Annotated in this window: 22 protein-coding genes; 15 read left to right on the top strand and 7 right to left on the bottom strand. The window is 37.1% G+C overall.

What is annotated here, in order from left to right:
• The gene (locus IGL32_RS10110) at nucleotides 1-993 is read right to left on the bottom strand and encodes a YhdH/YhfP family quinone oxidoreductase (RefSeq protein ID WP_002356506.1); all 993 of its coding nucleotides are present in this window, start codon (nucleotides 991-993) and stop codon (nucleotides 1-3) included.
• Between the two features lie 263 nt (nucleotides 994-1,256).
• Between IGL32_RS10110 and IGL32_RS10105 the strand changes: the two genes are divergently transcribed.
• The 11 genes from IGL32_RS10105 (at nucleotide 1,257) to IGL32_RS10055 (ending at nucleotide 12,081) form a co-directional block, all read left to right on the top strand.
• A complete protein-coding gene (locus tag IGL32_RS10105) occupies nucleotides 1,257-1,799 on the top strand; it encodes a helix-turn-helix domain-containing protein (RefSeq protein ID WP_002356507.1) in 543 nt (180 codons plus the stop codon).
• A 25-nt stretch (nucleotides 1,800-1,824) separates the two neighbouring features.
• The gene (locus IGL32_RS10100) at nucleotides 1,825-2,910 is read left to right on the top strand and encodes an ABC transporter ATP-binding protein (RefSeq protein WP_002356508.1); all 1,086 of its coding nucleotides are present in this window, start codon (nucleotides 1,825-1,827) and stop codon (nucleotides 2,908-2,910) included.
• An 18-nt stretch (nucleotides 2,911-2,928) separates the two neighbouring features.
• On the top strand, nucleotides 2,929-3,735 hold the full coding sequence (locus IGL32_RS10095; RefSeq protein WP_002356510.1) for an ABC transporter permease: 807 nt from the start codon (nucleotides 2,929-2,931) through the stop codon (nucleotides 3,733-3,735).
• Nucleotides 3,735-4,571 carry an ABC transporter permease gene (locus IGL32_RS10090; RefSeq protein WP_002356512.1) on the top strand — a complete coding sequence of 279 codons (837 nt, stop codon included), beginning with the start codon at nucleotides 3,735-3,737 and terminating at the stop codon, nucleotides 4,569-4,571. The genes IGL32_RS10095 and IGL32_RS10090 overlap by 1 nt, the downstream gene beginning before the upstream one ends.
• Nucleotides 4,568-5,641, top strand: coding sequence for an ABC transporter substrate-binding protein (locus tag IGL32_RS10085; RefSeq protein WP_002376560.1), 1,074 nt, complete (start codon nucleotides 4,568-4,570; stop codon nucleotides 5,639-5,641). Before IGL32_RS10090 ends, IGL32_RS10085 begins: the two co-directional genes overlap by 4 nt.
• Before the next feature lie 149 nt (nucleotides 5,642-5,790).
• Entirely contained in the window at nucleotides 5,791-6,474 is a 684-nt protein-coding gene (locus IGL32_RS10080; protein WP_002362276.1) for a TVP38/TMEM64 family protein, read from the top strand.
• Between the two features lie 109 nt (nucleotides 6,475-6,583).
• A complete protein-coding gene (locus IGL32_RS10075) occupies nucleotides 6,584-7,876 on the top strand; it encodes a GntP family permease (protein WP_002379729.1) in 1,293 nt (430 codons plus the stop codon).
• A 21-nt stretch (nucleotides 7,877-7,897) separates the two neighbouring features.
• Entirely contained in the window at nucleotides 7,898-9,046 is a 1,149-nt protein-coding gene (locus IGL32_RS10070) for a glycerate kinase (protein ID WP_002367172.1), read from the top strand.
• A 141-nt stretch (nucleotides 9,047-9,187) separates the two neighbouring features.
• On the top strand, nucleotides 9,188-10,201 hold the full coding sequence (locus tag IGL32_RS10065; protein WP_002379728.1) for a CdaR family transcriptional regulator: 1,014 nt from the start codon (nucleotides 9,188-9,190) through the stop codon (nucleotides 10,199-10,201).
• Nucleotides 10,202-10,323: 122 nt separating this feature from the next.
• The gene (locus tag IGL32_RS10060; RefSeq protein ID WP_002362274.1) at nucleotides 10,324-11,226 is read left to right on the top strand and encodes a diacylglycerol/lipid kinase family protein; all 903 of its coding nucleotides are present in this window, start codon (nucleotides 10,324-10,326) and stop codon (nucleotides 11,224-11,226) included.
• A gap of 120 nt (nucleotides 11,227-11,346) precedes the next feature.
• The gene (locus tag IGL32_RS10055) at nucleotides 11,347-12,081 is read left to right on the top strand and encodes a YcjF family protein (protein ID WP_002384134.1); all 735 of its coding nucleotides are present in this window, start codon (nucleotides 11,347-11,349) and stop codon (nucleotides 12,079-12,081) included.
• Between the two features lie 283 nt (nucleotides 12,082-12,364).
• Here IGL32_RS10055 and IGL32_RS10050 read toward each other — a convergent pair whose 3' ends face one another.
• The 4 genes from IGL32_RS10050 to IGL32_RS10035 all read right to left on the bottom strand — a co-directional run bounded on the left by IGL32_RS10050 (nucleotide 12,365) and on the right by IGL32_RS10035 (nucleotide 18,050).
• Nucleotides 12,365-14,074: an ABC transporter permease/substrate binding protein gene (locus IGL32_RS10050; RefSeq protein WP_002356521.1), complete on the bottom strand. Its 1,710-nt coding sequence runs from the start codon at nucleotides 14,072-14,074 to the stop codon at nucleotides 12,365-12,367.
• Nucleotides 14,067-15,257: a quaternary amine ABC transporter ATP-binding protein gene (locus tag IGL32_RS10045; protein WP_002388977.1), complete on the bottom strand. Its 1,191-nt coding sequence runs from the start codon at nucleotides 15,255-15,257 to the stop codon at nucleotides 14,067-14,069. The genes IGL32_RS10050 and IGL32_RS10045 overlap by 8 nt, the downstream gene beginning before the upstream one ends.
• 199 nt (nucleotides 15,258-15,456) lie before the next feature.
• Nucleotides 15,457-16,089: a GntR family transcriptional regulator gene (locus IGL32_RS10040; protein ID WP_002356525.1), complete on the bottom strand. Its 633-nt coding sequence runs from the start codon at nucleotides 16,087-16,089 to the stop codon at nucleotides 15,457-15,459.
• Nucleotides 16,090-16,103: 14 nt separating this feature from the next.
• Complete coding sequence (locus tag IGL32_RS10035; protein ID WP_002379727.1) at nucleotides 16,104-18,050, bottom strand: ABC-F family ATP-binding cassette domain-containing protein; 1,947 nt, start codon at nucleotides 18,048-18,050, stop codon at nucleotides 16,104-16,106.
• Between the two features lie 213 nt (nucleotides 18,051-18,263).
• On the opposite strand from IGL32_RS10035, the gene IGL32_RS10030 reads away from it, so the two are divergent.
• Nucleotides 18,264-18,914, top strand: a complete 651-nt coding sequence (locus tag IGL32_RS10030) for a redox-sensing transcriptional repressor Rex (RefSeq protein WP_002356528.1) — start codon at nucleotides 18,264-18,266, stop codon at nucleotides 18,912-18,914.
• 42 nt (nucleotides 18,915-18,956) lie between these two features.
• Here IGL32_RS10030 and IGL32_RS10025 read toward each other — a convergent pair whose 3' ends face one another.
• Both IGL32_RS10025 and IGL32_RS10020 read right to left on the bottom strand, forming a co-directional pair.
• Nucleotides 18,957-19,610 carry a CPBP family intramembrane glutamic endopeptidase gene (locus tag IGL32_RS10025; RefSeq protein WP_002362272.1) on the bottom strand — a complete coding sequence of 218 codons (654 nt, stop codon included), beginning with the start codon at nucleotides 19,608-19,610 and terminating at the stop codon, nucleotides 18,957-18,959.
• 18 nt (nucleotides 19,611-19,628) lie between these two features.
• A complete protein-coding gene (locus tag IGL32_RS10020; protein WP_002356530.1) occupies nucleotides 19,629-19,805 on the bottom strand; it encodes a hypothetical protein in 177 nt (58 codons plus the stop codon).
• A gap of 232 nt (nucleotides 19,806-20,037) precedes the next feature.
• On the opposite strand from IGL32_RS10020, the gene groES reads away from it, so the two are divergent.
• The 3 genes from groES (at nucleotide 20,038) to IGL32_RS10005 (ending at nucleotide 23,027) form a co-directional block, all read left to right on the top strand.
• Entirely contained in the window at nucleotides 20,038-20,322 is a 285-nt protein-coding gene (gene groES / locus IGL32_RS10015; protein ID WP_002356531.1) for a co-chaperone GroES, read from the top strand.
• A gap of 57 nt (nucleotides 20,323-20,379) precedes the next feature.
• Nucleotides 20,380-22,005 carry a chaperonin GroEL gene (groL, locus tag IGL32_RS10010; RefSeq protein ID WP_002362559.1) on the top strand — a complete coding sequence of 542 codons (1,626 nt, stop codon included), beginning with the start codon at nucleotides 20,380-20,382 and terminating at the stop codon, nucleotides 22,003-22,005.
• Between the two features lie 302 nt (nucleotides 22,006-22,307).
• Nucleotides 22,308-23,027 carry a response regulator transcription factor gene (locus tag IGL32_RS10005; RefSeq protein ID WP_002379726.1) on the top strand — a complete coding sequence of 240 codons (720 nt, stop codon included), beginning with the start codon at nucleotides 22,308-22,310 and terminating at the stop codon, nucleotides 23,025-23,027.
• Nucleotides 23,028-23,032 lie beyond the last annotated feature (5 nt).

Raw genomic sequence — 23,032 nt, 5'->3', positions numbered from 1 at the left:
TTAAGAAATTCGGACAATGGTCCGTCCAATATGTTGGCCTGCTTGTAATGCTTCAAAAACAGGGGGAAGTTCTTCTAAAGTAATCTCTTGATACACAGCTTTTTCAGTGATATCTAAATCAGTGGCAAGACGTTGCCAGACTATTTTTCGTTTGTCCATACCAACATTAACCGAATCAATGCCCAATAAATGAACGCCCCGTAAAATAAAGGGTAAAACGGTTGTCTCTAATGTAATTCCAGCAGCGCGGCCACAAATGGCTGAACGGCCATCATAACGAAGTTGTGGTAAAACAGCAGAAGTAATTTCCCCACCAGTGGTGTCAATTGCAAAAGCAAAACGCTGTTTCATCAATGCTTTAACAGGAGTTGCTAAGAAATCTTCTACTAATAAGCATTCACTAACACCTAACTCTTTTAAAAGCTCAAAAGAATCTGGCTTTCTAGTTAATGCAGTGATTGAAGTGTAGCCTAATTGATGCAACATCGCAATAGACAATGTCGCAACACCGCCTGTCGCACCAGTTACAATAATGGGGGCTTCTTTGTCGTCGCGTAAGCCATCGTCTTCTAAAGCTGTGACAGATAATCCGGCCGTAAAGCCAGCAGTTCCGAAGATCATTGCTTCTTTGAGACTCATTTTTTCAGGAAGTGGAACTACCCAATCGCCAGGAACACGCACATATTCAGAATAACCACCAGTATGACTAACCCCTAATTGATAGCCTGTTACGATCACTTTATCGCCTTCTTTGAAACGAGGATCTTCCGATGTGACAACAGTGCCACTGACATCAATTCCTGGAATCATTGGATAATTGCGAATCACACCGCCGTCTTTTTTTGAAGCTAAAGAGTCTTTAAAGTTAACTGAGGAGTAGGCTGCTTTGATTACTACAGTGCCTTCTGATAAATCGTCTAAAGTAATGGTTTCTAGTTGACCAATAACAGATGTATCTTGTTCTCTTAACGTAAATGCTTGAAATGAATTCATATAAAAACTCTCCTTCCAATTATGTAAAAAAGCAACTCGTCTTATTTTATCATATTCTGATTTTTTCGTATCATTTTTCTTCTTATAAACAGTAAGTTATACAGAAAAGAAAGATTGTGTGACAATTAGACTAGAAAAATAAAGAAAAATGGTTGAAATTTTTCAAAAAGTTCGTATACTAAAAAAGGTAAAACTAAACTGTAAGTTTAGTATTACAAAACTTTTGTTGAAAAGATTAGCTGAAAATAGAAACGAGGTGTGCCATGGAAATTGGTGAGAAGTTGAGAAATTTACGCATTCAGAAAAATTTAACACAAGAAGAATTAGGCGAAAGAACGGATTTATCCAAAGGCTATATTTCCCAATTGGAGCGGGATTTAAGCTCACCATCAATGGAAACATTTTTCTCAATTTTAGAAGTACTAGGCGTGACGCCAGAGCAGTTTTTTAGTCAGCAACCGCTTGAACAAAAAATTGTCTACAATGAAGAAGAAAGTACCCTCTATTATGATGAAGAACATGGCTATGAACTAAAATGGTTAATTCCAGCCTCGAATGAAAAAGAAATGGAACCTGTCATTATTACTTTTGATAAAAATGGCGAATACAAAACGTTTGAACCTTCTCTATCAGAAACATTTATTTATGTGATTGATGGCTCCATTCGTTTGACATTAGGGGAAGCCACGTATATTGCTAAAAAAGGTCAAACCATGTATTACCAAGCAACAGAACCTCACCAAATTAGCAACAATGGTCGAGGAAAAAGTCGTGCGTTAATTGTGGCGACAGAATCGTATTTATAAAGGACGAAATGGAGGAGTTTATCCAGTGAGAAACCATGTGATTTCATTTGAAAATGTTGTCAAACAATTTGACGATGAACCAGTATTAAAAAATGTCAGCTTTGAAATTGAAGAAGGAAAATTTTATACGTTATTAGGACCTTCAGGATGTGGCAAAACAACGATTTTGCGTATTATTGCGGGATTCAATGACGTGACTTCTGGCGATGTTTATTTTGATGGTAAAAGAATAAATGATGTACCTGCCAATAAACGCCAAGTCAATACCGTGTTTCAGGATTATGCTTTGTTTCCTCACATGAATGTTTTTGATAATGTTGCGTTTGGTTTAAAAATCAAAAAACTATCCAAAGCAGAAATTGAAAAAAAAGTGAAAGAGGCATTACGTTTGGTTCAATTACCGGGCTACGAAACACGTGAAATTAGTGAAATGTCTGGGGGCCAACGTCAGCGGGTCGCAATTGCACGAGCGATTGTCAATGAGCCAAAAGTATTGCTTTTAGATGAGCCGTTATCCGCTTTAGATTTGAAATTACGCACAGCGATGCAATATGAACTACGTGATTTACAACAACGTTTAGGAATTACTTTTATTTTTGTGACCCATGATCAAGAAGAAGCATTAGCGATGAGTGATGAAATTTTTGTCATGAATAAAGGTCATATCGTGCAAAGTGGCACACCAGTCGATATTTATGATGAACCGATTAATCACTTTGTTGCTGACTTTGTGGGGGAAAGTAATATTGTGGATGGCGTGATGCTGGAAGATAATTTAGTTTCATTTGTGGGCAAAAAGTTTGAATGTGTCGATGGCGGCATGCGGAAAAATGAACCTGTAGAAGTCGTTTTACGTCCAGAAGACTTAACGATTACCACGCTTGAAAAAGGCAAGCTAACCGTAACGGTGGACACGCAGTTATTCCGCGGCGTTCATTATGAAATTATTTGTTTTGATGAACAAGGAAACGAATGGATGGTGCATTCCACTCGAAAAGCCAAAGAAGGCGCTCAAGTAGGGCTCTCTTTTGAGCCAGAAGATATTCACGTGATGCGCTTCAATGAATCAGAAGAAGACTTTGATGCCCGTTTAGAAAGTTACGACGAGTAAACGAAAGGGGAAAATAAAATGAAAACAATGCGTCGAATTTATTCGATTCCCTATGTAATGTGGTTACTTTTATTCGTCATTGCGCCAGTGCTAATGATTATTTATCAATCATTTTTCGATATGAATGGCCAGTTTACCTTGGCGAATTACCAAACGTATTTTACATCAGGAACGTATTTAAGTATGACCATTAATTCAGTGTGGTATGCTTTTCTGATTACCATTTTTACGTTATTGGTAAGTTATCCTACGGCTTATTTTTTGACAAAGCTCAAGCATAAACAGTTGTGGTTAATGCTTGTTATTTTACCAACGTGGGTGAATTTATTATTAAAAGCTTATGCCTTTATTGGGATTTTCAGTATTCATGGGAGTATCAATCAGTTTATGAGTTTTATGGGTTTGGGTACGCACCAGATTCTGTTTACAGATTTCAGTTTTTTATTTGTCGCAACGTATATTGAAATTCCATTTATGATTATGCCGATTTTTAATGCCTTAGAAGAGATGAATCCTTCATTGATTAGTGCTAGTCGGGACTTAGGAGCTAGCAGTGCGGAGACGTTCCGCCGTGTCATTTTTCCTCTCTCCCTAAACGGTGTGAAAAGTGGCGTTCAAGCTGTCTTTATTCCTTCGCTCTCGCTCTTTATGTTAACGCGTTTAATTGGCGGCAATCGGGTGATTACGTTGGGAACGGCGATTGAGGAACACTTCTTAGTAACGCAAAACTGGGGCATGGGTTCAACAATAGGTGTGATTTTAATTGTTGCCATGTTTATTGTGATGTTGCTGACGGGTGAGAAGAAGAAAGGGCGTGGCAAATAATGCAAAAGAAAAAGTTTAAATGGTCTTATGTGTATTTATTCGTTGTCTTTGCGCTACTGTACGCACCAATCTTTTATTTGATTTTTTATTCGTTTAACGACACGCAAACGATGAATCAGTTTACTGGTTTTACGTTAGATAATTATCGGAACGTTTTCGAAGACACACGCTTGTTAACCATTGTTCTGAATACGTTTTTGCTAGCTTTCTTATCGGCTTTAATAGCAACCATCATTGGAACATTTGGTGCGATGGGGATTTATTATACAAAACGTCGTAAAAACCGGAACACGTTGCTTAGCTTTAATAACATTTTACTCGTTTCACCAGATGTTATTATTGGAGCCAGTTTCTTAATTTTCTTCACGGCAGTAGGGTTTATCAGTTTAGGTTTTACAAGTGTATTATTGTCGCATATTGCCTTTAGTATTCCAATTGTTGTTTTAATGGTTTTACCAAAACTACAAGAGATGAACGATTCTATGGTAGATGCGGCACGGGATTTAGGGGCCAATAATGTTCAAGTGATTAAAAATATTATTTTGCCTTTTTTAGCGCCTGGAATTATTGCTGGCTACTTTATGGCCTTTACTTATTCGTTGGACGATTTTGCCGTAACATTCTTTGTGACAGGCAATGGTTTTTCAACATTATCTGTTGAAATTTATTCACGAGCACGTCAGGGAATTAGTTTAGAAATCAATGCCTTAAGTGCGTTAGTATTCCTATTCTCAATGATTCTAGTTGTCGGTTATTACTTTATCAGTAAAGACAATACGCCAAAACGTTTAAAGAAAATGCGTCGGGAACAAAGTGAGGTGGCCAAGTTAAAATGAAAAAATTACAGTCACTTTTTATTGGAATTATCGCTATTATTGTCATCTTGTTTTTTGGCGTGCGCCAATTGGAGAAAGCAAGTGGCATGGCAGGAGCAGATACCTTGACCATTTACAATTGGGGGGACTATATAGATCCGGCCTTGATTAAGAAATTTGAAAAAGAAACAGGCTATAAAGTCAATTACGAAACCTTTGATTCTAATGAAGCTATGTATACAAAAATTCAGCAAGGTGGCACAGCCTATGATATTGCCATTCCTTCTGAATATATGATTCAAAAAATGATGAAAGCGAAGATGCTTTTACCACTTGATCACAGCAAATTAAAAGGCTTAGAAAACATTGATGCACGCTTTTTAGATCAATCCTTTGATCCCAAAAATAAGTTTTCCGTTCCGTACTTCTGGGGCACGTTGGGGATTATTTATAATGATAAATTTATTGACGGCCGTCAGATCCAACATTGGGATGATTTATGGCGCCCGGAATTAAAAAATAATGTCATGCTGATTGATGGCGCTCGCGAAGTGTTAGGATTATCTTTGAACAGTTTAGGCTATTCGTTAAACAGTAAAAACGACCAACAATTACGTCAGGCTACCGATAAGTTAAACCGATTAACGAACAATGTCAAAGCAATTGTTGCCGATGAAATCAAAATGTACATGGCTAATGAAGAAAGTGCAGTTGCTGTAACTTTCTCTGGTGAAGCTGCTGAAATGCTAGAAAACAATGAACATCTACATTATGTGATTCCCAGTGAAGGCTCTAATCTCTGGTTTGATAACATTGTGATGCCTAAGACAGCCAAAAATAAAGAGGGTGCCTATGCATTTATGAACTTTATGTTACGACCAGAAAATGCGGCACAAAATGCAGAATATATTGGTTATTCCACACCAAATAAAGAAGCTAAAAAACTATTACCAAAAGAAGTTGCCGAAGATAAACAATTTTATCCAGATGATGAAACTATCAAACATTTAGAAGTTTACCAAGACTTAGGTCAAGAATACTTAGGAATTTATAACGATCTGTTCTTGGAGTTTAAGATGTATCGGAAATAAAAAAAGTATCTTCGTAACTTTCGAATCGCCCCTAAAAGTTAGATTTTTAGTCTAACTTTTAGGGGCGGCTTTTATTCATACAAGCTTCTAATTGAGGCACAAAGAATCCTGTGCTACACTTTGTATAAAGCATAAAAGGAGCAAAGAAAATGAAGAGGAAAACAATCCGAATACTACTAATCAGTAGCGGGCTTATTTTAATCCTGCTGGTAGGTTACCGTTTGTATCTAGAATATCAAACAGATATTCAATTATTTTTGAATCCTAAAGCCAGTAAGACACAATTATTAGAGCGAATTCGTTCACATGGTTTTTCAGCAGCGCTATTGTTGGTTTTTTTGACCGCGATCATGTGTGCAGTACCAGGGATTCCGACCTCAGTAATTGGTGTGATTGCAGGATTGAGTTTTGGTCCCTTCAGCGGCACACTCATTAACGTTTTAGGGAATAGTATGGGAAATTTGGTTGCAATCTTTTTGATGCATCATATAAAATTTTTAGATAAAAAAACGGAGACCAATCATTGGGTCCAGTCCATTCGACGGATGAAGCATCCAAAAATTGGGATTATGGTGGGCTACATGATTCCAATTATTCCTTCTTCTGTGATTAATTTTGCTGCAGATACTATGCAGTTGCCATTAAAAAATTTAATAGCCGCTATATTCATTGGTGTAATTCCTTCCTCAATACTTTACGCATGTGGAGGCGAAGCGCTATTTCATGGATATAATAAAACGGCAGTATTGTTAATTGTGAGTGTTCTTTTGTTCGTTGGATTGGTGGTCATTATTGAGAAAGATAGAAAAAGATTTCAAAAAACTGTTCTTTAAGAACGGTTTTTTTGTGCATTTGAACAATAAATCCTGTTAAATTTACAATTTTAAAAAGAAAGGACTTTGATAGAATGAAAGCGTAAACAATTTAAGGAGCTGATTTTGAATGCCAGATATTACAATATCTTGGGTTGCTGCAATTTTAGGATTAGTTGTAGCGATAGTATTAATTTTGAAAAAATTTAATCCTGTGTATTCCTTGTTTTTTGGTGCAATTGTTGGTTGTCTTATTGGAGGCGCTTCCCTGTCAGATACAGTCGCTGTTCTATTAAACGGAACACAAAGTATTATGGGAACCGCAATCCGTGTCTTAGCAGCCGGCATGTTGGCGGGTGTGATGATGGAATCTGGTGCGGCAGAATCAATTGCCAACGCCATTGTACAAAAGCTTGGCGAGAAAAAAGCTATTTTATCTTTGGCATTATCCACAATGGTAATTACAGCAGTGGGCGTATTCATTCCTGTTGCAGTGTTGATTGTTGCCCCGATTGCTCTATCTGTTGGGAAAAGTACGGGTATCAGTAAGTTATCATTATTGATTGCCTTATCAGGTGGCGGCAAAGCGGGCAATATTATTTCGCCTAATCCAAATACTATTGCAGCGGCGAATGGCTTTGATTTACCTCTAAGTGACGTTATGATTGCTGGCTTTATTCCAGCCGTATTTGGCTTAATTACAGCTGTTGTTCTTGCAAATATCATGAGAAACAAAGGATCAATGGTCAAAGAAACAGATCTTGTAGAGGAACAAACAAAAGAATTATTACCTTTGAAAAAGGCGTTGATCGCGCCAGTGTTAGCGATTGTCTTATTATTACTTAATCCGATTGGCGCCGTTTTAAATATTTCTTTCATCAAAAGTTTGAATATTGATGCTCTGTATATTTTGCCGTTCGCCTCAGTTGTTGGGACAATTGCGATTGGGCAAACAAAACAACTGGCCTTTTATGCATCTTCTGGCTTGAAGAGAGTAACCGATACCGTTTTAATTTTAATTGGTGCAGGTGCAATTGCTGGATTAATTTCTGTTTCTGATTTATCAACACAAATTGTCCACTTAATTTCTGTTATGGGAATTTCTGGAACCTTCTTGGCACCGATTTCTGGTATTTTAATGGGCTTAGCAGTTGGTTCAACATCCACAGCGGTTATTTTAGCGACAGGTTCTTTTGGACCAGCGATTTTAGATATGGGCACATCTTCACTTTCAGCAGCAGTCATGGTGCATACTGGTGCAACTGTGATTGATAGTGTTCCTCAAGGCAATTATTTCCATATTACGGCACAAAGTATGAATATGACGATTAAAGAAAGAATTCGAGTGATTCCTTATGAAATGTGTGTCGGTGGGGTAATGACGATTGTTGCAACCATTTTATATGGCTTTATTTTAAACTAGTTGGAAAGTAGGCGCGAAAAGATGACGAAAAAATTTGTTTTGGCTCCAGACTCATTTAAAGAAAGTATGAGTGCAAAAGAAGCCTGTCTGGCAATGGAAAAAGGGATTTTAGCTGTATTTAAAGATGCAGACATTCAACATGTCCCGATGGCAGACGGCGGGGAAGGAACGGTGGATTCCTTAGTGGATGCAACAGGAGGTACAAGAGTACCAGTGCGCGTGGCAGGACCGCTTCCTGATCAAATCGTTGAAACCTATTACGGCTTATTAGGTGACCAAGAAACGGTGGTCATTGAAATGGCGAAAGCCAACGGAATTGAATTGGTTAAAGCAGCAGAACGCAATCCCTTGATCACTTCTACTTATGGTACAGGAGAGATGATTCAACATGCGCTCAATCATGGGGCAAAAAAAATCATTATCGGCATTGGTGGTAGCGTGACAAATGATGGGGGTGCAGGTATGATTCAGGCACTTGGTGCGCGTTTGTTAGACAAGGAAGGGCAAGAATTGACACGTGGCGGTGGTGCATTAGATAAACTGGCGCAGATCGATTTAACACAGTTTGATCAACGCATTTTTGCTACCGAAGTTCTAGTAGCAAGTGATGTGAATAACCCACTAACAGGGCCAACAGGGGCGTCTCATGTCTTTGGTCCGCAAAAAGGTGCGACAGAAGAAATGGTGGCTCAATTAGATAAAAACTTAGCCCATTATGCAGCGATCATCAAAAAAGAGATCGGCATTGATGTTGAGATGATGCCAGGCGCAGGAGCTGCTGGTGGTTTGGGTGCAGGGTTACTAGCATTCACAAAAGCTCAGTTACGCCCAGGAATTGATATTGTCGTAGAAGTGAATCAATTAGAAGAAAAAATAAAAGCCGCTGATTATGTCTTTACTGGTGAAGGCGGTATGGATTTTCAAACAAAATTCGGCAAAGCCCCTTATGGCGTCTCGCGTTTGGCCAAGAAGTATCAAAAACCGGTTTTCGCTTGTGCTGGCTATATCGGCAAAGATGTGGATGTCCTCTATGAAGAAGGGATGACGGCTATTTTTGGAATTTTGGCCAAAGCCGAACCATTGGAAGCAGCATTGAAAAATGGACCAGTTAATTTAGAAAGAACCGTTGAAAATATTGCTCGTACATTACAGCTGGTGCCTTGTGACTAAGAACTAACCATGGTATCATCAGTAATGAAAGCTGAAATAAAAATGTTCAGTCGTTGATCTGAAGAATTAAGCGTTTGGGACATAAGTCATTGCGGCTTATGTCCCAAACGCTACTCGCTTTTTAGAAAGTTGGCGATAGCAATGTTAAAATTAGACAAAATCCAAGCAAATAAAATTGTTGAAAAGTTGATGGCAGATATTCCTTATAACATCAATATTATGGATGAACGAGGAAAAATTATTGCGAGTGGAGATTCTGCTCGAATTGGGGAGCGCCATCGTGGTGCAGAAAGAGCCATCAATGAACGAAAAAATATTGAAATTTATAAAGATACTTCTTTAGAGAAAAAAGGCACCAATGAACCGATTATTTTGAATAATCACATTTTAGGTGTCGTAGGCATTTCAGGAGAACCAGACGAGGTGCGCAAATTTACCAAGCTTGTGCGCTCGATTGTTCTTTTACTGACAGAAGAATTAAATACACAACAAGAACGCGAAAAAAAGAAGAAACAAAAAAATCAGTTTATCCAGCACTTAATGCATGTTGATTCTGCTTACTCAGAAGCCTTAAAACTTGAAGCGTTGGAACTATATAACCTTCAATTAGATGACCAGAATCATTGTGTACTGACCAAGGACAAGCGCTTATTATCCAGTTATTATCCTGGACATGAAATATTTGAATGGGAAAATTGTTATCTGGTGATTACTTCTGAACCACCTCAGATAACAAAGCCAGTAACAGAATACCTTGTGATAAGTTCGGAAAAAGCCACGATTCAACAAATGGTCCAAGAGGCACAAAACACGTATTTACTTCTATCGTTTCTCCAATTAGAAAAGGCTAAGTTTTACCAAGCAGAAGATTTTTTCATTCAAGGAATTTTTAATTTTCCTTTTCATATTGAATTGGATTTTTTTGAAACCATCCAGACGATTTATGATGAATACTATGAAACCGTTATTTTTTTCGCCAATCATAACTTAAACATCAATGAAACCTCACAAGTATTACATATCCATCGAAATACATTGAATTACCGTTTGAAACGAATTCATGAATTGACGGGGATGGATCCAAAAGTTTGGCAAGATTTTTGGAAATTGTTCTATTATTTTGCCTATTGCTTTAAAGAACGTTTTGAAAAGTAGTGAGGAGCAGGAATGCTTGTTTGTTAAGCAAGTGTCAGCATATTTTTCGCCAGAATCAAAAATATCTTTTATAATAATTGTAAGGAATCAAACGATTTAGATATCAATGAGGAGTGGTACCAGTGAAAAAAGCAGTTTTAATTGTTAACCCCAGTTCTGGTGGTGAAAAAGCCAAAGAATTTGAAACGTTAGCAGAAGAAAAATTAAAGCAGTTATTTGATGAAGTTGTAGTGAAACAAACAGAAAAAGGCGGCGATGCAGAACAATTTGCCCGTGAAGCTGCGGAAAGTCACTTCGACAGTGTTTTCGTAATGGGGGGAGATGGAACCGTTAATGAAGGAATTAGTGGGTTGGCAGAACAAGCTTACCGCCCAAAATTTGGCTTTTTTCCTTTAGGAACGGTGAACGATTTAGCGCGAGCCTTGAATTTACCGATGGACCCTGAAGAAGCGATTCAACAATTAGATTTAGAAAAAACCAGTGCTTTAGATGTGGGGAAAATCAATGACGACTACTTTATGAATGTCGTTGCAATTGGGACGATTCCAGAGTCAATTAACGACGTGGACGTTGAACAAAAAACGAAGTTAGGAAAACTCGCTTATTTTATTTCAGGTGCCAAACATTTAGCGAATGCTCAAACGTATCCTTTTCATTTAAGCTTGGATCAAAAAGAACAAACCATTGAAAGTAGTACCGTTTTAGTTGGCTTAACGAATTCAATCGGTGGGTTTGAAACATTATTACCAGAGGCCCAAGTGGATGATGGCAAACTTCATTTAGTTTATTTAAAAGATCAATCATTATGGGATGCAGTAAAAGCAGTCCCAGATTTGTTAAAAGGCGTCGACCAGTCCACTGATAATTTAGTTTACCTAACCTTTAAAGAAGGAACAATCTCCTTAGAAAACCAAGAAGAATTAACCACTAATGTGGATGGTGATGAAGGAGCTGCTTTGCCAATTACGCTGAAGATTTTGCCTAAACACTTGACGGTTTATTGCGGTGAAGAACAAACAAAATAGCTGATTTTTTTGAGAAAAGCTGGAACATTTCTATTTGTTTAAAAAACAGATAAGTTCTGGCTTTTCAAATCATCTAAAAGAGAATCAATCAGGGGCTATGCTATACTTTGTTTCTACATATTGATAGATAAAGGAGTTAATGAGATGAGAAGAAAAAAACATAAAAACAAAAAGAAACAAGAACTTTTTGAAGAGATTGAAAAACAAGAATTAGCAGAACAAGAAACTAAGCAATTGAATGAAGAAATCGAAGACCCAGAATTTCGTTCTTTTTTTCAAGATGTCTTGAAAAAATTTCCACAAAAAACGTCTACGGCTATAATGAATGCTTTCGCAACTTCTAAAGGTAAAGCAGAACAATTAGTGACGAACAGTCAAACACAACTCGACAAAGTATTTGATGAATTTTTGGCTGGTGTTTCACCTGACGTGAAAAAGAAAAGTCATCAAACGATTCATTTTGCTGCATTGTCAGCAGCAATTATTGGGTTTTCGCCAATTCCGTTTTCGGATGCTTTTTTACTGGTACCTGTTCAATTAACTATGATGTCACGGCTGCATAAAATTTTTGGTCAGTCTTGGTCTGAAAGCTTAGGGAAAAGCTTAACCAAAGAATTAGTAGTGGTTAGTTTAGGTAAGAGTGCAGTCGGGAATATTCTAAAAGTGATTCCTGTTGTCGGAACTGTGACTGGTGGCATGGTCAATGCTTCAGTTGCGGTAGCAATTACGGAAGCGCTTGGCTGGGTTACCGTCAAAATGTTAAACGATGGTGTTGATATCTTTGATGATGTGATGTCTTTCAAAGGACAATTTTCAACATTATTTAAAGCCATCCAAAATGCTAAAAAGAAATAATCACTGTATCGATTAACTAGGGTGAGACACATTTAAACTTTTTTAAGTAATTCGTAGCAAATTTCCAAGGTTTTCGTCACAAATTATTCACAGGTTCTCGTTAATATATAAGCATACCAACAAAACACCCAACATAAACACTTTTCATTTTTACTCCTCAAGTAAAAATAACTCCTTTCCACTCAGTCTACCCAACTGAGTGGTTTTTTTTGCGAAAAAAGAGGGCGTTGAACAATTTGTTCAACGCCCTCTTTTAATAGATGGGGAAGTCATTTGTTAAGAATTATTTTTTCCATTCTGCTACTTGGTCTTTATGTGAATCAACCCAATCACGTGCAGCTTCTTGTGGGTCTTTGCCTTCGTTAATTTCTAACATGACAGATTCCATATCCTTAGTGGTCCAATGGAAATTATCTAACACTTTGTAAGCTTCTGGTTGATCTTCTTTTAGGCCTTGGCGAGCCATTGTGTGAATCGCTTCTTCGCCGCCCATAGTGCCTTTTGGATCAGCTAAATATTTTAAATCATATTTTGCAAACATCCAGTGAGGAGACCAGCCAGTAATAACGATGTCTTCGTTGTTTTTAATTGCTTGTCCTAAGGCGACAGTCATGGCACCTGATGAAGAAGTTTCAACAGACCAATCTTTCAAATTAGGATAAGCTTCTTTAGTTTTCTCTGCTGCTGCAACAACACCAGCCCCAGGTTCAATTCCAGTAATCTTTTTCCCAGCTTGATCAGATAAATCTTCGATAGAATCAACATCCATATAAGAAGGGACAACAATTCCTAACTTCGCGCCTTTAAGGTTTTCACCAAGGTCGTCTAATTTATCTTTATATTGTTTATATTGCTCTGCGTGAGTTCCTGGCAGCCACGCACCAACCATGGCATCTGTTTCACCTTTAGCTACAGATTCCCACATGATTGCGTTATCTAAAGGGGTCGTTTTAACATCATACCCCATATCTTTTAAGACTTCGGCAACCACATGTGTGGAGGCTACTTCGGTATCCCATTCCACATAAGAAAGGGAAATTTGCTTATCATTTGTTGTTGTAAAAATTGAAGCACCAACTAAGCCAGCGACAATTACAACAACCGCTGCAATAATCCCGTATTTTTTCTTTTTAGAGGTGGCACCAGCTGCTTTAGGAGCTGCTTTTTTATTATTTAAATGTTGAGTAAAACGGTCAATGATAATCGCTAAAATAACTAAAGCCACACCATTTACGAAACCGTTCCCGACTTGTGCACGTTGTAAAGCGGAAAGGACGCCACGTCCTAATCCAGGCGCACCAATCATTGAAGCAATAACTACCATTGATAGGGCTAGCATGGTTGTTTGGTTAACACCAGCCATAATCGTGTTTTTGGCTAAAGGTAATTCTAATTTGAATAATTTTTGCCAGCCAGTACTACCGTAAGAATCAGCTGCTTCAACAAGTTCATTTGGCACTTGTCGAATTCCTAAGTTCGTAAAGCGTACGGTTGGTGGTAAAGCGAAGATAACAGAGGCGAAGACCCCAGGAACCATACCAATTCCGAAGAATGCAACGGCTGGAATCAAGTAAACGAAACCAGGCATTGTTTGCATGAAGTCCAAAATCGGTGTAATGATACTCTTGGCTTTTTCGCTTTTCGCCATTAAAATCCCTAGTGGCACACCAATGATAATGGAAATAACACTAGAAAGTAAAACTAACGTAACGGTACTCATTAAATCGTTCCATAAGTTTTGATTATAGATAAACATTAAGCCAATAAACGTGAATAAACTTAAGCCAATTTTTTTATTAGAAATAAAGAAAGCAGCAATCGTTAATAGCACGATCAGCACAAGTGGTGGTACGGCTGTTAGTAAGGCAGTAATGTTGTCCATTACACTTTGACCAATTGTTTGTAAAAAGCTGAATAATCCAGCAAATGTTGAAGTTAACCAATCAGTAAAACTTTCAACCCAAGACGCGACAGGTAATTGATACTTATTCATGTTCGTTCACCTCTGTTTCTGCAAGTGCTTCAAGTACGCTACCACGGATGACCACGCCTAATAGTTTGCCGTTATCAGTCACGGCAAGAGGCGTTTGTGCATCATAAATCAGTGGGAAAATATCATTCACTAACATATCTTTGTCGATTGTTTGAATTTCTGGATCCACACATTCTACAAGAGAAGTCCCATTTTTACGCGCTTCTAAAGCTTTTTCTGCGCGTACAACGCCTTTTAGTTGGCGTTTTTTATCCACGGCAAGTAACATACTCACTTCTTCTTGACGCATCCGTTTTAAAGCAACAGTTGGGCCATCAATTTCAATGTTAGTAGTTAAAGCAGGTACCATAATATTTTGGGCAGTTAAGACTTTTGAACGATCCACATCTTCCACGAAGGTTCGCACATATTCGTTGGCTGGGTTGGTTAAAATTTCTTCTCCAGTCCCAATTTGCATAATTTGACCATCTTTCATCAAAGCAATCCGGTCGCCGATTCGTAAAGCTTCATTCAAATCATGTGTGATAAAGATAATGGTTTTTTTGACATTTTCTTGTAAATCTAATAGTTCGTCTTGCATTTCACGACGAATTAACGGATCAAGAGCAGAGAACGCTTCGTCCATTAATAAAATTTCTGGATCGTTAGCCAAGGCACGAGCAAGGCCGACACGTTGTTGCATCCCACCAGATAATTGACTTGGTAATTGGTCTTTAAAAGCAATTAAGCTAGAATTTTCTAAGGCTTTTTCAGCTTTTGCTTGGCGTTCTTCTTTAGGAACACCACGAATTTCTAAACCATATTCCGTATTTTCTAAGATAGTTCGATGGGGGAAAAGACCAAAGTTTTGGAAAACCATGCTCATTTTATTTCGACGTACTTCACGTAATCCTTCTTTATCTAAAGAAGAAATATCTTGACCATCAATATAAATATTTCCTGAAGTTGGTTCAATCAAACGATTTAATAAACGAATTAATGTTGATTTCCCACTTCCTGATAACCCCATAATAACGAAAATTTCGCCTTCTTCAACTTCGAAATTTACATCATAAACACCGACTGTAGCACCCGTTTTTTCTAAAATTTCTGTTTTGCTTTTGTTGGCACGAATCATTTCAAGTGCCGGTTTGGTTTTCTTACCAAAGATCTTGGTAAGGTGATTTACTTTTACTTTTGGCAAATCATTGTTCCTCCTCATTAAAAAAGTGACTACATCAGACTACTATAAAGTTGTCACTTTGTCAAATTAGATGAAAATCTTTCTGAAAATGAAGAAAAACAGTATTTTAACTAGGTTTTATAGTGGGTTTTTATGAAAAATAGAAATAATAAATAAAAAAAGTGACTATTTACCGCAAGATAAGTAGTCACTTTTTTGTTTAAGGATAAAAGAAATTTTGGACACGTTGTAAGGTTGATTCGTCATGTCCAACAAAATAAAGTGTGTCGTTCAACGAAATCTTTGCATATGGACCAGGTGAGACCAGAAGCTCTTCTTTGTGTTTGATGGCGATAATCGTTGCCGAAGTGTTTTGCCAAAAATTCATTTCGCTAATCGTCGCCTCAAGATAAGCAGCTTCTTCTGTTAAAACTAATGAATAGGGATTCATTGGATTGAAAGAATCAAAACGCTTTGTTTGTTCAACAAGAGTATCTAGAATGCTAGAAAAATGAGTAAGTTCTTCTTTTTGTTTCGCTACGCTATCTAGCAATTCTTCTTTAATTTCAGCAATCGTTTGAACGTCTTGATATTGTGTCACAAAGTCCTGCGCTTTTTCTTTTGATGCCACATAGAAGCCGCTGCCGTGTTTGGCTTTAACGATTTCTAAATCAACTAAAACGATAATGGCTTTGCGAGCTGTTTCTGGCGACACTTGGTATTGGTTAGCTAGGGTGGAACGGGCATGGATTTTATCTCCAACATGTAATTTGCCTTCTGCAATTTTTTCCGCAACATCAACGGCGATTTGTTGATATTTGGGCTTCGTTAAACTGATTTTTTTGGAAGCCATAGTGAATCCCTCCGTTAATTGTTATTTTCCATTTCTTCTAATTCTAAACTGAAATTTTCCCATTGCTCAAGTAGTTCATCTTGTTGCTGACGAACTTCATCTAATTGTTGGTTTAAAGCCAGCAATTCAACATGATTTTCTAGAATGTCTGGTTGACTCATTTGTGCTTCTAATTGTGCAATTGTCGTATCTAACTGAGCAAGATTTTCTTCGACTTGTGTTATTTTTCTTTGCAAAGTACGGAGTAATTTTTGTTGCTCCTTGTTTTGATAAAAGGTATTTTTGGCTGTAACTGGTTCGGGTTTTTTCGCCGCTTCTTCATTAGCTAAGAGGGCAGCGATTTCTTCTTCCTCTTGTTTCTTTTCTAAATAATAATCATAGTCGCCTAAATAAAGTTTGCTGCCTTTTTCAGAAAGCTCAACAACTTTTGTTGCAATTCGATTGATAAAGTAACGGTCATGGGAAACGAAGAGGATGGTTCCTTCATAATCAATCAGCGCATTTTCTAAAACTTCTTTATTATCGATATCCAAGTGATTGGTTGGCTCATCGAGAATCAAGAAATTGTCACGATCCATCGCTAGTTTTGCTAATGCCACACGGGCTTTTTCGCCACCGCTTAATAAAGGAATCGTTTTTTCAACATCGTCTCCACTGAAGAGAAAGCCGCCTAAAATACTTCGAATCTCTTTTTCAGGTGTGGTTGGGTGTTCATCCCATAATTCCGCTAAGACCGTTTTATTGCCATGTAAATTGGCTTGCTCTTGGTCATAGTAACCTACAGAAACATTGGTGCCAAAAGTTTTACTTCCTTTAATGAAAGGAATGCGGTCAATAATTGATTTCAAGAGAGTGGATTTACCAATTCCGTTCGGTCCGACTAAGGCAATGGCTTCTTTGCGACGAATATCCAAGTGAATAGGTTCGGATAAAATATGTTCTTGGTCGTAACCAATGGCGGCATCTTCGACTTGTAAAACAACATTTCCCGAGACTTTTTCACTATCGAAAAGAAAATGCGCCGATTTTTCATCTCCTTGAGGTCGGTCTAAACGGTCCATTTTTTCTAATACTTTTCGGCGACTTTGTGCACGTTTCGTTGTAGATGCACGAACCAGATTTTTGGCAACGAAATCTTCTAACTTATTGATTTCTTCTTGTTGCTTTTCATACGCTTTCCATTCACTGGCTAATTGTTCTGCTTTTAACTCTAAGTATTTGGAATAGTTTCCTTTGTAGTGAGTCATTTTTTTGCGACTCAGTTCATAAACTTCATTAACTACCTTATCTAAAAAATAACGATCGTGGGAAACAATTAATAGGGCGCCGGCATAACTTGGCAAATAAGATTCCAGCCAAGAAAGCGTCTCGATATCTAAGTGGTTTGTAGGCTCGTCCAGAATTAAAATGTCTGGTTTTTGTAAAAGCATTCTCGCTAATGCAAGCCGGGTTTTTTGACCACCAGATAAGGTTTGAATATCTTTCGTGTAAAAGGATTCATCAAAGCCAAAGCCGTGAAGGACTGAGCGAATTTCATTTTCATAGCCGTAGCCATTTTTTTCAGAAAACGTATGTTGCAATTGATCGTACTCTTTTAAAATTCCTTCATAAACGGAAGTGGTTGGCTCCATTTCACTAATTTTAGTTTCTAATTCTCGCATACGCTGTTCCATTTCTAGGATGTCAGCAAAGGCTTTTGTCATTTCTTCCCAAACGGTTTTATCTGATTCTAAGCCGGTATTTTGAGCTAAATAACCTAACGTAGCAGTTTTATTTTTGGCAATGGTTCCGCTATCGGGAGCATCAATGCCTGCAATGATTTTTAAAAAAGTCGATTTTCCAGCACCATTACGACCAACTAAGGCAATCCGACTTTTTGTTGCAATTTCTAAATGTATGTTTTCAAACAATGTTTCCGAGCCAAAATGCCGGGCAACTTGATTTGCTTGTAATAAAATCATCAGTAGTCCTCATTTCTAAATTCATTGCCCTTAGTGTAGCATAAAATCTGCTAAAATAGCACGTATCAAAAAATGCTTTGTGAAGGTTTATACCTTTTATCACAAACTTTTGAAGAAAAATGCTATTTTTGAGCCATAGAATTGCTTTTTATTGTGAAAAACTGCTATTATGTTAATGGATAAGATTTAAGTGAAAGTATTGGAGGTCCAATTGTGAAAGATCAAGTTATTCCAAAAGCAACGGCGCGACGCCTTCCTTTATATTATCGCTACTTAAGAATGTTACATGATACAGGAAAAAATAAAGTCTCATCAACTGAATTAAGTGAAGCGGTACAAGTAGACAGTGCGACTATTCGTCGTGACTTTTCATATTTTGGTGAATTAGGTAAACGTGGGTACGGCTATGATGTTGAAAACTTAATGAACTTTTTTGCAAAAACATTGAATGAAGATGAGTTAACCAATGTCGCATTAATCGGGGTTGGTAATTTAGGAAGTGCTTTATTAAAGTACAAATTCCATCAAAGCAACAGTATTCGTGTAAGTTGCGCATTTGATGTGAATGAAGATATTGTGGGACGCATTGTTGACGGTATTCCGGTTTATCCAATGGAAGATATGATGGAACAAATCCGTGTTCAACAAATCGAAGTAGCTATTTTAACTATTCCAGCTCGCAAAGCACAAGAAGTTGTAAACAAACTTGCCGAAGCAGGGGTTAAAGGAATTCTAAACTTTACGGCTGCGCGTTTAGTAGCGCCACCTGAAGTATTAATTCAAAATGTTGACTTAACCAACGAATTACAAACATTAATTTATTTCTTACATCATGACAACGAATTGATTGACGAAGAAGAATAAGCAAAAGAAAAGGGCCTAGTCGTTTAGACGAAGGCCCTTTTCTTATTGAATTGTACCATTATGCAAAAGTAGTTGAACAATAATCACAATCGTATTCATGCCGCAATGGGCAATAATTGAGGTCCAAATTTTTCCAGTTTGCTTGTACAAAAGAGCAAAGAAAAATCCCATAAAGAAATAAACAAAAAAGTGACCATCGGCATGTGCGAGTGAAAAAATCGCCGAACTAACAGTAGCCGCAATCCAGAAATTTGTAAAAGGCTGGATTAAATGGATAAATGCATAACGAAAGACGAATTCTTCCATAATCGGACCACCGATAGTAGTTGCCAAAATAAATAAAGGATTTGCCAAAATCACCGCTACAATAGCTTGTGTATTTTGAGAAGTAGCTTGTTCTCCTGTGATGGCTACTTCAATGGCAAAAGTAACCCCTTGAATCAGCATGGCAATGAAAATCCCACTAACACCTAGTAAAAAAATAAAAATAGGTGATTTCAAGGTTGCTGTTTCCTCTAAAGGAGAAGGTTCTGTTGTTTTTAAAAAGATGCCAATCATTACAAGGGCGCCAATAATGTAGAGAGCAGTTGTCACATTAATCGCTGCATTGGGGGAAATACCCGAAAAAAGTAACGGCCCGAAGAAAGCGATAATGTATGTGACTAAAATAAATAAACTTGATTTTCTTAAGGTCATGGTTAATCCTTTCTATAATTATTTTTTACGATTATTGCGATATCCTAATAAAAGAAAAACGAATAAGAAAAAGAAAAGAGATTCCCAAAGTGTCGAAACAATTCCTTCTGTGACACTGAAAACAAGATTTCCTAAATTCGCTATCACAAAATAAACGAAGGTTGCTATTAGTGCTGTAAGTAAACGTTGTTTCATTTTATTCGCCTCCAATCGTAGTCAATTTATTTTACCATGAATTAAAGGATTGGAAAAACATTCCATGAAAAAAGAATACGCAATAAAAAATGCGTATCTTATAATTGACAAGAAAAAGAGAGAAAAGACTTGCATTTTTAGAGTGAAATGAGTATTATAAATAGTGTGAGTTAGCACTCTTGTGTATCGAGTGCTAAAATAAGCGAAAACTTTTTATTTGGAGGGATTTATTGTGTTAAAACCATTAGGCGATCGCGTCGTAATTAGAGTCGCGAAAGAAGAAGAAAAAACTGTTGGAGGAATTGTTCTTGCATCCGTTGCAAAAGAAAAACCACAAACAGGTGAAGTTATCGCAGTAGGTGAAGGTCGTGTGCTTGAAAATGGCACAAAAGTTCCGATGGAAGTAAAAATTGGTGACACAGTAATGTTTGAAAAATATTCAGGAACAGAAGTGAAATACGAAGGCGTAGAATACTTAATTGTATCAGCCAAAGACATTATTGCCACTGTTGAATAATAAACAACTTTTACAGAATAATATAATAGAAGAAAAAAATTATGAGGTGAAGAAATCATGGCAAAAGAGATTAAATTTGCAGAAGATGCACGTGCAGCAATGCTACGCGGAGTAGATGTATTAGCAGATACAGTGAAAGTGACATTAGGCCCTAAAGGTCGTAACGTTGTTTTAGAAAAATCATTTGGTTCACCATTGATTACTAACGATGGAGTAACAATTGCTAAGGAAATTGAATTGGAAGATCATTTTGAAAACATGGGCGCAAAATTAGTTTCAGAAGTTGCTTCTAAAACGAATGATATTGCTGGTGACGGAACAACAACAGCGACTGTTTTGACACAAGCCATTGTTCGTGAAGGCTTAAAAAACGTAACTGCTGGAGCCAACCCATTAGGTATTCGTCGTGGGATTGAATTAGCAACAAAAACAGCAGTAGAAGAATTACACAATATTTCATCTGTAGTTGATTCAAAAGAAGCGATTGCACAAGTCGCTGCTGTTTCATCAGGTTCTGAAAAAGTCGGCCAATTAATTGCCGATGCAATGGAAAAAGTTGGTAACGACGGCGTAATTACCATTGAAGAATCAAAAGGGATTGAAACAGAATTAGATGTGGTTGAAGGAATGCAATTCGACCGCGGTTATTTATCTCAATACATGGTTACTGACAACGATAAAATGGAAGCTGTTTTAGAAAATCCATATATCTTAATTACCGACAAAAAAATCTCAAATATTCAAGATATCTTACCTTTATTAGAACAAATTCTACAACAAAGCCGTCCACTATTGATTATTGCGGATGATGTTGATGGGGAAGCTCTACCAACATTAGTATTGAACAAAATCCGTGGTACATTTAATGTTGTCGCAGTAAAAGCGCCAGGATTTGGTGACCGCCGCAAAGCGATGCTTGAAGATATTGCTATTTTAACAGGTGGTACAGTAATCACTGACGACTTAGGGTTAGAGTTAAAAGACACAACTATTGAAAACTTAGGAAATGCTAGCAAAGTAGTTGTCGACAAAGATAACACAACAATTGTCGAAGGTGCTGGTTCAAAAGAAGCCATTGATGCCCGCGTTCATTTAATTAAAAACCAAATCGGCGAAACAACGTCTGATTTTGATCGTGAAAAATTACAAGAACGTTTAGCTAAATTAGCTGGTGGGGTTGCTGTCGTTAAAGTCGGTGCTGCAACTGAAACAGAATTAAAAGAATTAAAATTACGAATTGAAGATGCATTAAACGCAACACGTGCCGCTGTAGAAGAAGGCATGGTTTCTGGTGGTGGTACCGCACTGGTCAATGTAATTGGTAAAGTCGCTGCGCTAGAAGCTGAAGGCGATGTGGCAACAGGGATCAAGATTGTCGTTCGTGCATTAGAAGAACCAATCCGTCAAATCGCTGAAAATGCTGGTTATGAAGGATCAGTGATTGTTGACAAACTAAAAAATGTTGACTTAGGTATCGGATTCAATGCAGCTAACGGTGAATGGGTAAACATGGTTGAAGCCGGTATTGTTGACCCAACAAAAGTAACTCGTTCTGCCTTACAAAATGCAGCTTCTGTGTCAGCTTTATTATTAACAACTGAAGCAGTTGTTGCAGACAAACCAGAACCAGCTGCACCAGCTCCTATGATGGATCCATCAATGGGCATGGGCGGTATGATGTAAAAATAAAAAAGTATTCTAAAAGCTTACGATTGAAAAATCGTAAGCTTTTTTTTACATAAAGAATAAATAATCTAAATAATATCTTTGCTTATGGTGTTTTCTCAAATATTTACTCAATTAACAAAAAAGATGATAATTTAAAGGCTTCGTTTTAGCTAGACAGCCTTGTTTTTATTCGATAATATTTAGTAATAACAATCATTTTTTGAAAACTAGTAGTTGGTAATTTTTATTTATTAATAGAATATAAATAAAAATTATTATATTTTGAAGGGGAATATTAGGAAGATTGAGGTGGAAAAATGGAAAAATATACAATTGGTGTCGTTCCTTTGACAATTGAAACAAAAGAATACTGTCAAAATTGGTTTGTTAGTAATCAAGTAGAATGTCAGATCATCCAAGGAACAAATATACTTCTTCATTTGCACCATATTGATGGATTAGTGATTGAAGTTACTGACCACCAGCAAGTAAATACTTGTTGTGAGTTATTAATGACGATTCGCAAGCAGTCAGATTTACCGATTTGGTTATTTTCTCGGACAGAAGTAATTAGTAAAGTCAATCGAATTATTTATTTACAATTAGGTGCAGATGGCGTTTTTGATTATTCTTATGATCGTCAAGAATGCATGTTAAGCATGAGTAATTTATTGCAACGTGTAAAAAGACGTTTTTATCCTAAATTAGCTATTGCAAACGAGGAACAAACAGTTACTAAGAATCTTTCTGAGAGATTGTATTTAATTGCGCCAAATTTGAGTGTTTGCTTGGGAAGTGGAGAAGAAATTCTTTTAACAAAATTGGAATTTTTCACAATAGAGTATTTATACAAACACGCAGGACAAACAATTACATATGAAGAACTCTACAAAAATGTCTGGAAAGATACTGCGAATGAACGAAAATATCGTGTCGCTAATGTGATTTTCCATTTGCGCAAAAAAATTGAACAAGATGTGAACAAACCACAATATATCAAAACAATTCGTTCAAAAGGCTATATGTTAACGGTGTAAAAGGT

Source organism: Enterococcus sp. AZ035 (genome assembly GCF_050548325.1).
In the GTDB taxonomy this organism is placed as follows: Bacteria; Bacillota; Bacilli; order Lactobacillales; family Enterococcaceae; genus Enterococcus; species Enterococcus faecalis.
The sequence above is the reverse complement of the archived record's forward strand: the minus strand, read 5'-3'. Positions and strand labels throughout refer to the sequence as shown.

What these genes read in the sequence shown, in the direction of transcription:
- IGL32_RS10110 (WP_002356506.1), bottom strand. Translation starts at nt 993, where the DNA reads ATGAATTCATTTCAAGCATTTACGTTAAGAGAACAAGATACATCTGTT.
- IGL32_RS10105 (WP_002356507.1), top strand. Translation starts at nt 1,257, where the DNA reads ATGGAAATTGGTGAGAAGTTGAGAAATTTACGCATTCAGAAAAATTTA.
- IGL32_RS10095 (WP_002356510.1), top strand. Translation starts at nt 2,929, where the DNA reads ATGAAAACAATGCGTCGAATTTATTCGATTCCCTATGTAATGTGGTTA.
- IGL32_RS10090 (WP_002356512.1), top strand. Translation starts at nt 3,735, where the DNA reads ATGCAAAAGAAAAAGTTTAAATGGTCTTATGTGTATTTATTCGTTGTC.
- IGL32_RS10085 (WP_002376560.1), top strand. Translation starts at nt 4,568, where the DNA reads ATGAAAAAATTACAGTCACTTTTTATTGGAATTATCGCTATTATTGTC.
- IGL32_RS10080 (WP_002362276.1), top strand. Translation starts at nt 5,791, where the DNA reads ATGAAGAGGAAAACAATCCGAATACTACTAATCAGTAGCGGGCTTATT.
- IGL32_RS10075 (WP_002379729.1), top strand. Translation starts at nt 6,584, where the DNA reads ATGCCAGATATTACAATATCTTGGGTTGCTGCAATTTTAGGATTAGTT.
- IGL32_RS10070 (WP_002367172.1), top strand. Translation starts at nt 7,898, where the DNA reads ATGACGAAAAAATTTGTTTTGGCTCCAGACTCATTTAAAGAAAGTATG.
- IGL32_RS10065 (WP_002379728.1), top strand. Translation starts at nt 9,188, where the DNA reads ATGTTAAAATTAGACAAAATCCAAGCAAATAAAATTGTTGAAAAGTTG.
- IGL32_RS10050 (WP_002356521.1), bottom strand. Translation starts at nt 14,074, where the DNA reads ATGAATAAGTATCAATTACCTGTCGCGTCTTGGGTTGAAAGTTTTACT.
- IGL32_RS10040 (WP_002356525.1), bottom strand. Translation starts at nt 16,089, where the DNA reads ATGGCTTCCAAAAAAATCAGTTTAACGAAGCCCAAATATCAACAAATC.
- IGL32_RS10035 (WP_002379727.1), bottom strand. Translation starts at nt 18,050, where the DNA reads ATGATTTTATTACAAGCAAATCAAGTTGCCCGGCATTTTGGCTCGGAA.
- IGL32_RS10025 (WP_002362272.1), bottom strand. Translation starts at nt 19,610, where the DNA reads ATGACCTTAAGAAAATCAAGTTTATTTATTTTAGTCACATACATTATC.
- IGL32_RS10020 (WP_002356530.1), bottom strand. Translation starts at nt 19,805, where the DNA reads ATGAAACAACGTTTACTTACAGCACTAATAGCAACCTTCGTTTATTTT.
- groL (WP_002362559.1), top strand. Translation starts at nt 20,380, where the DNA reads ATGGCAAAAGAGATTAAATTTGCAGAAGATGCACGTGCAGCAATGCTA.
- IGL32_RS10005 (WP_002379726.1), top strand. Translation starts at nt 22,308, where the DNA reads ATGGAAAAATATACAATTGGTGTCGTTCCTTTGACAATTGAAACAAAA.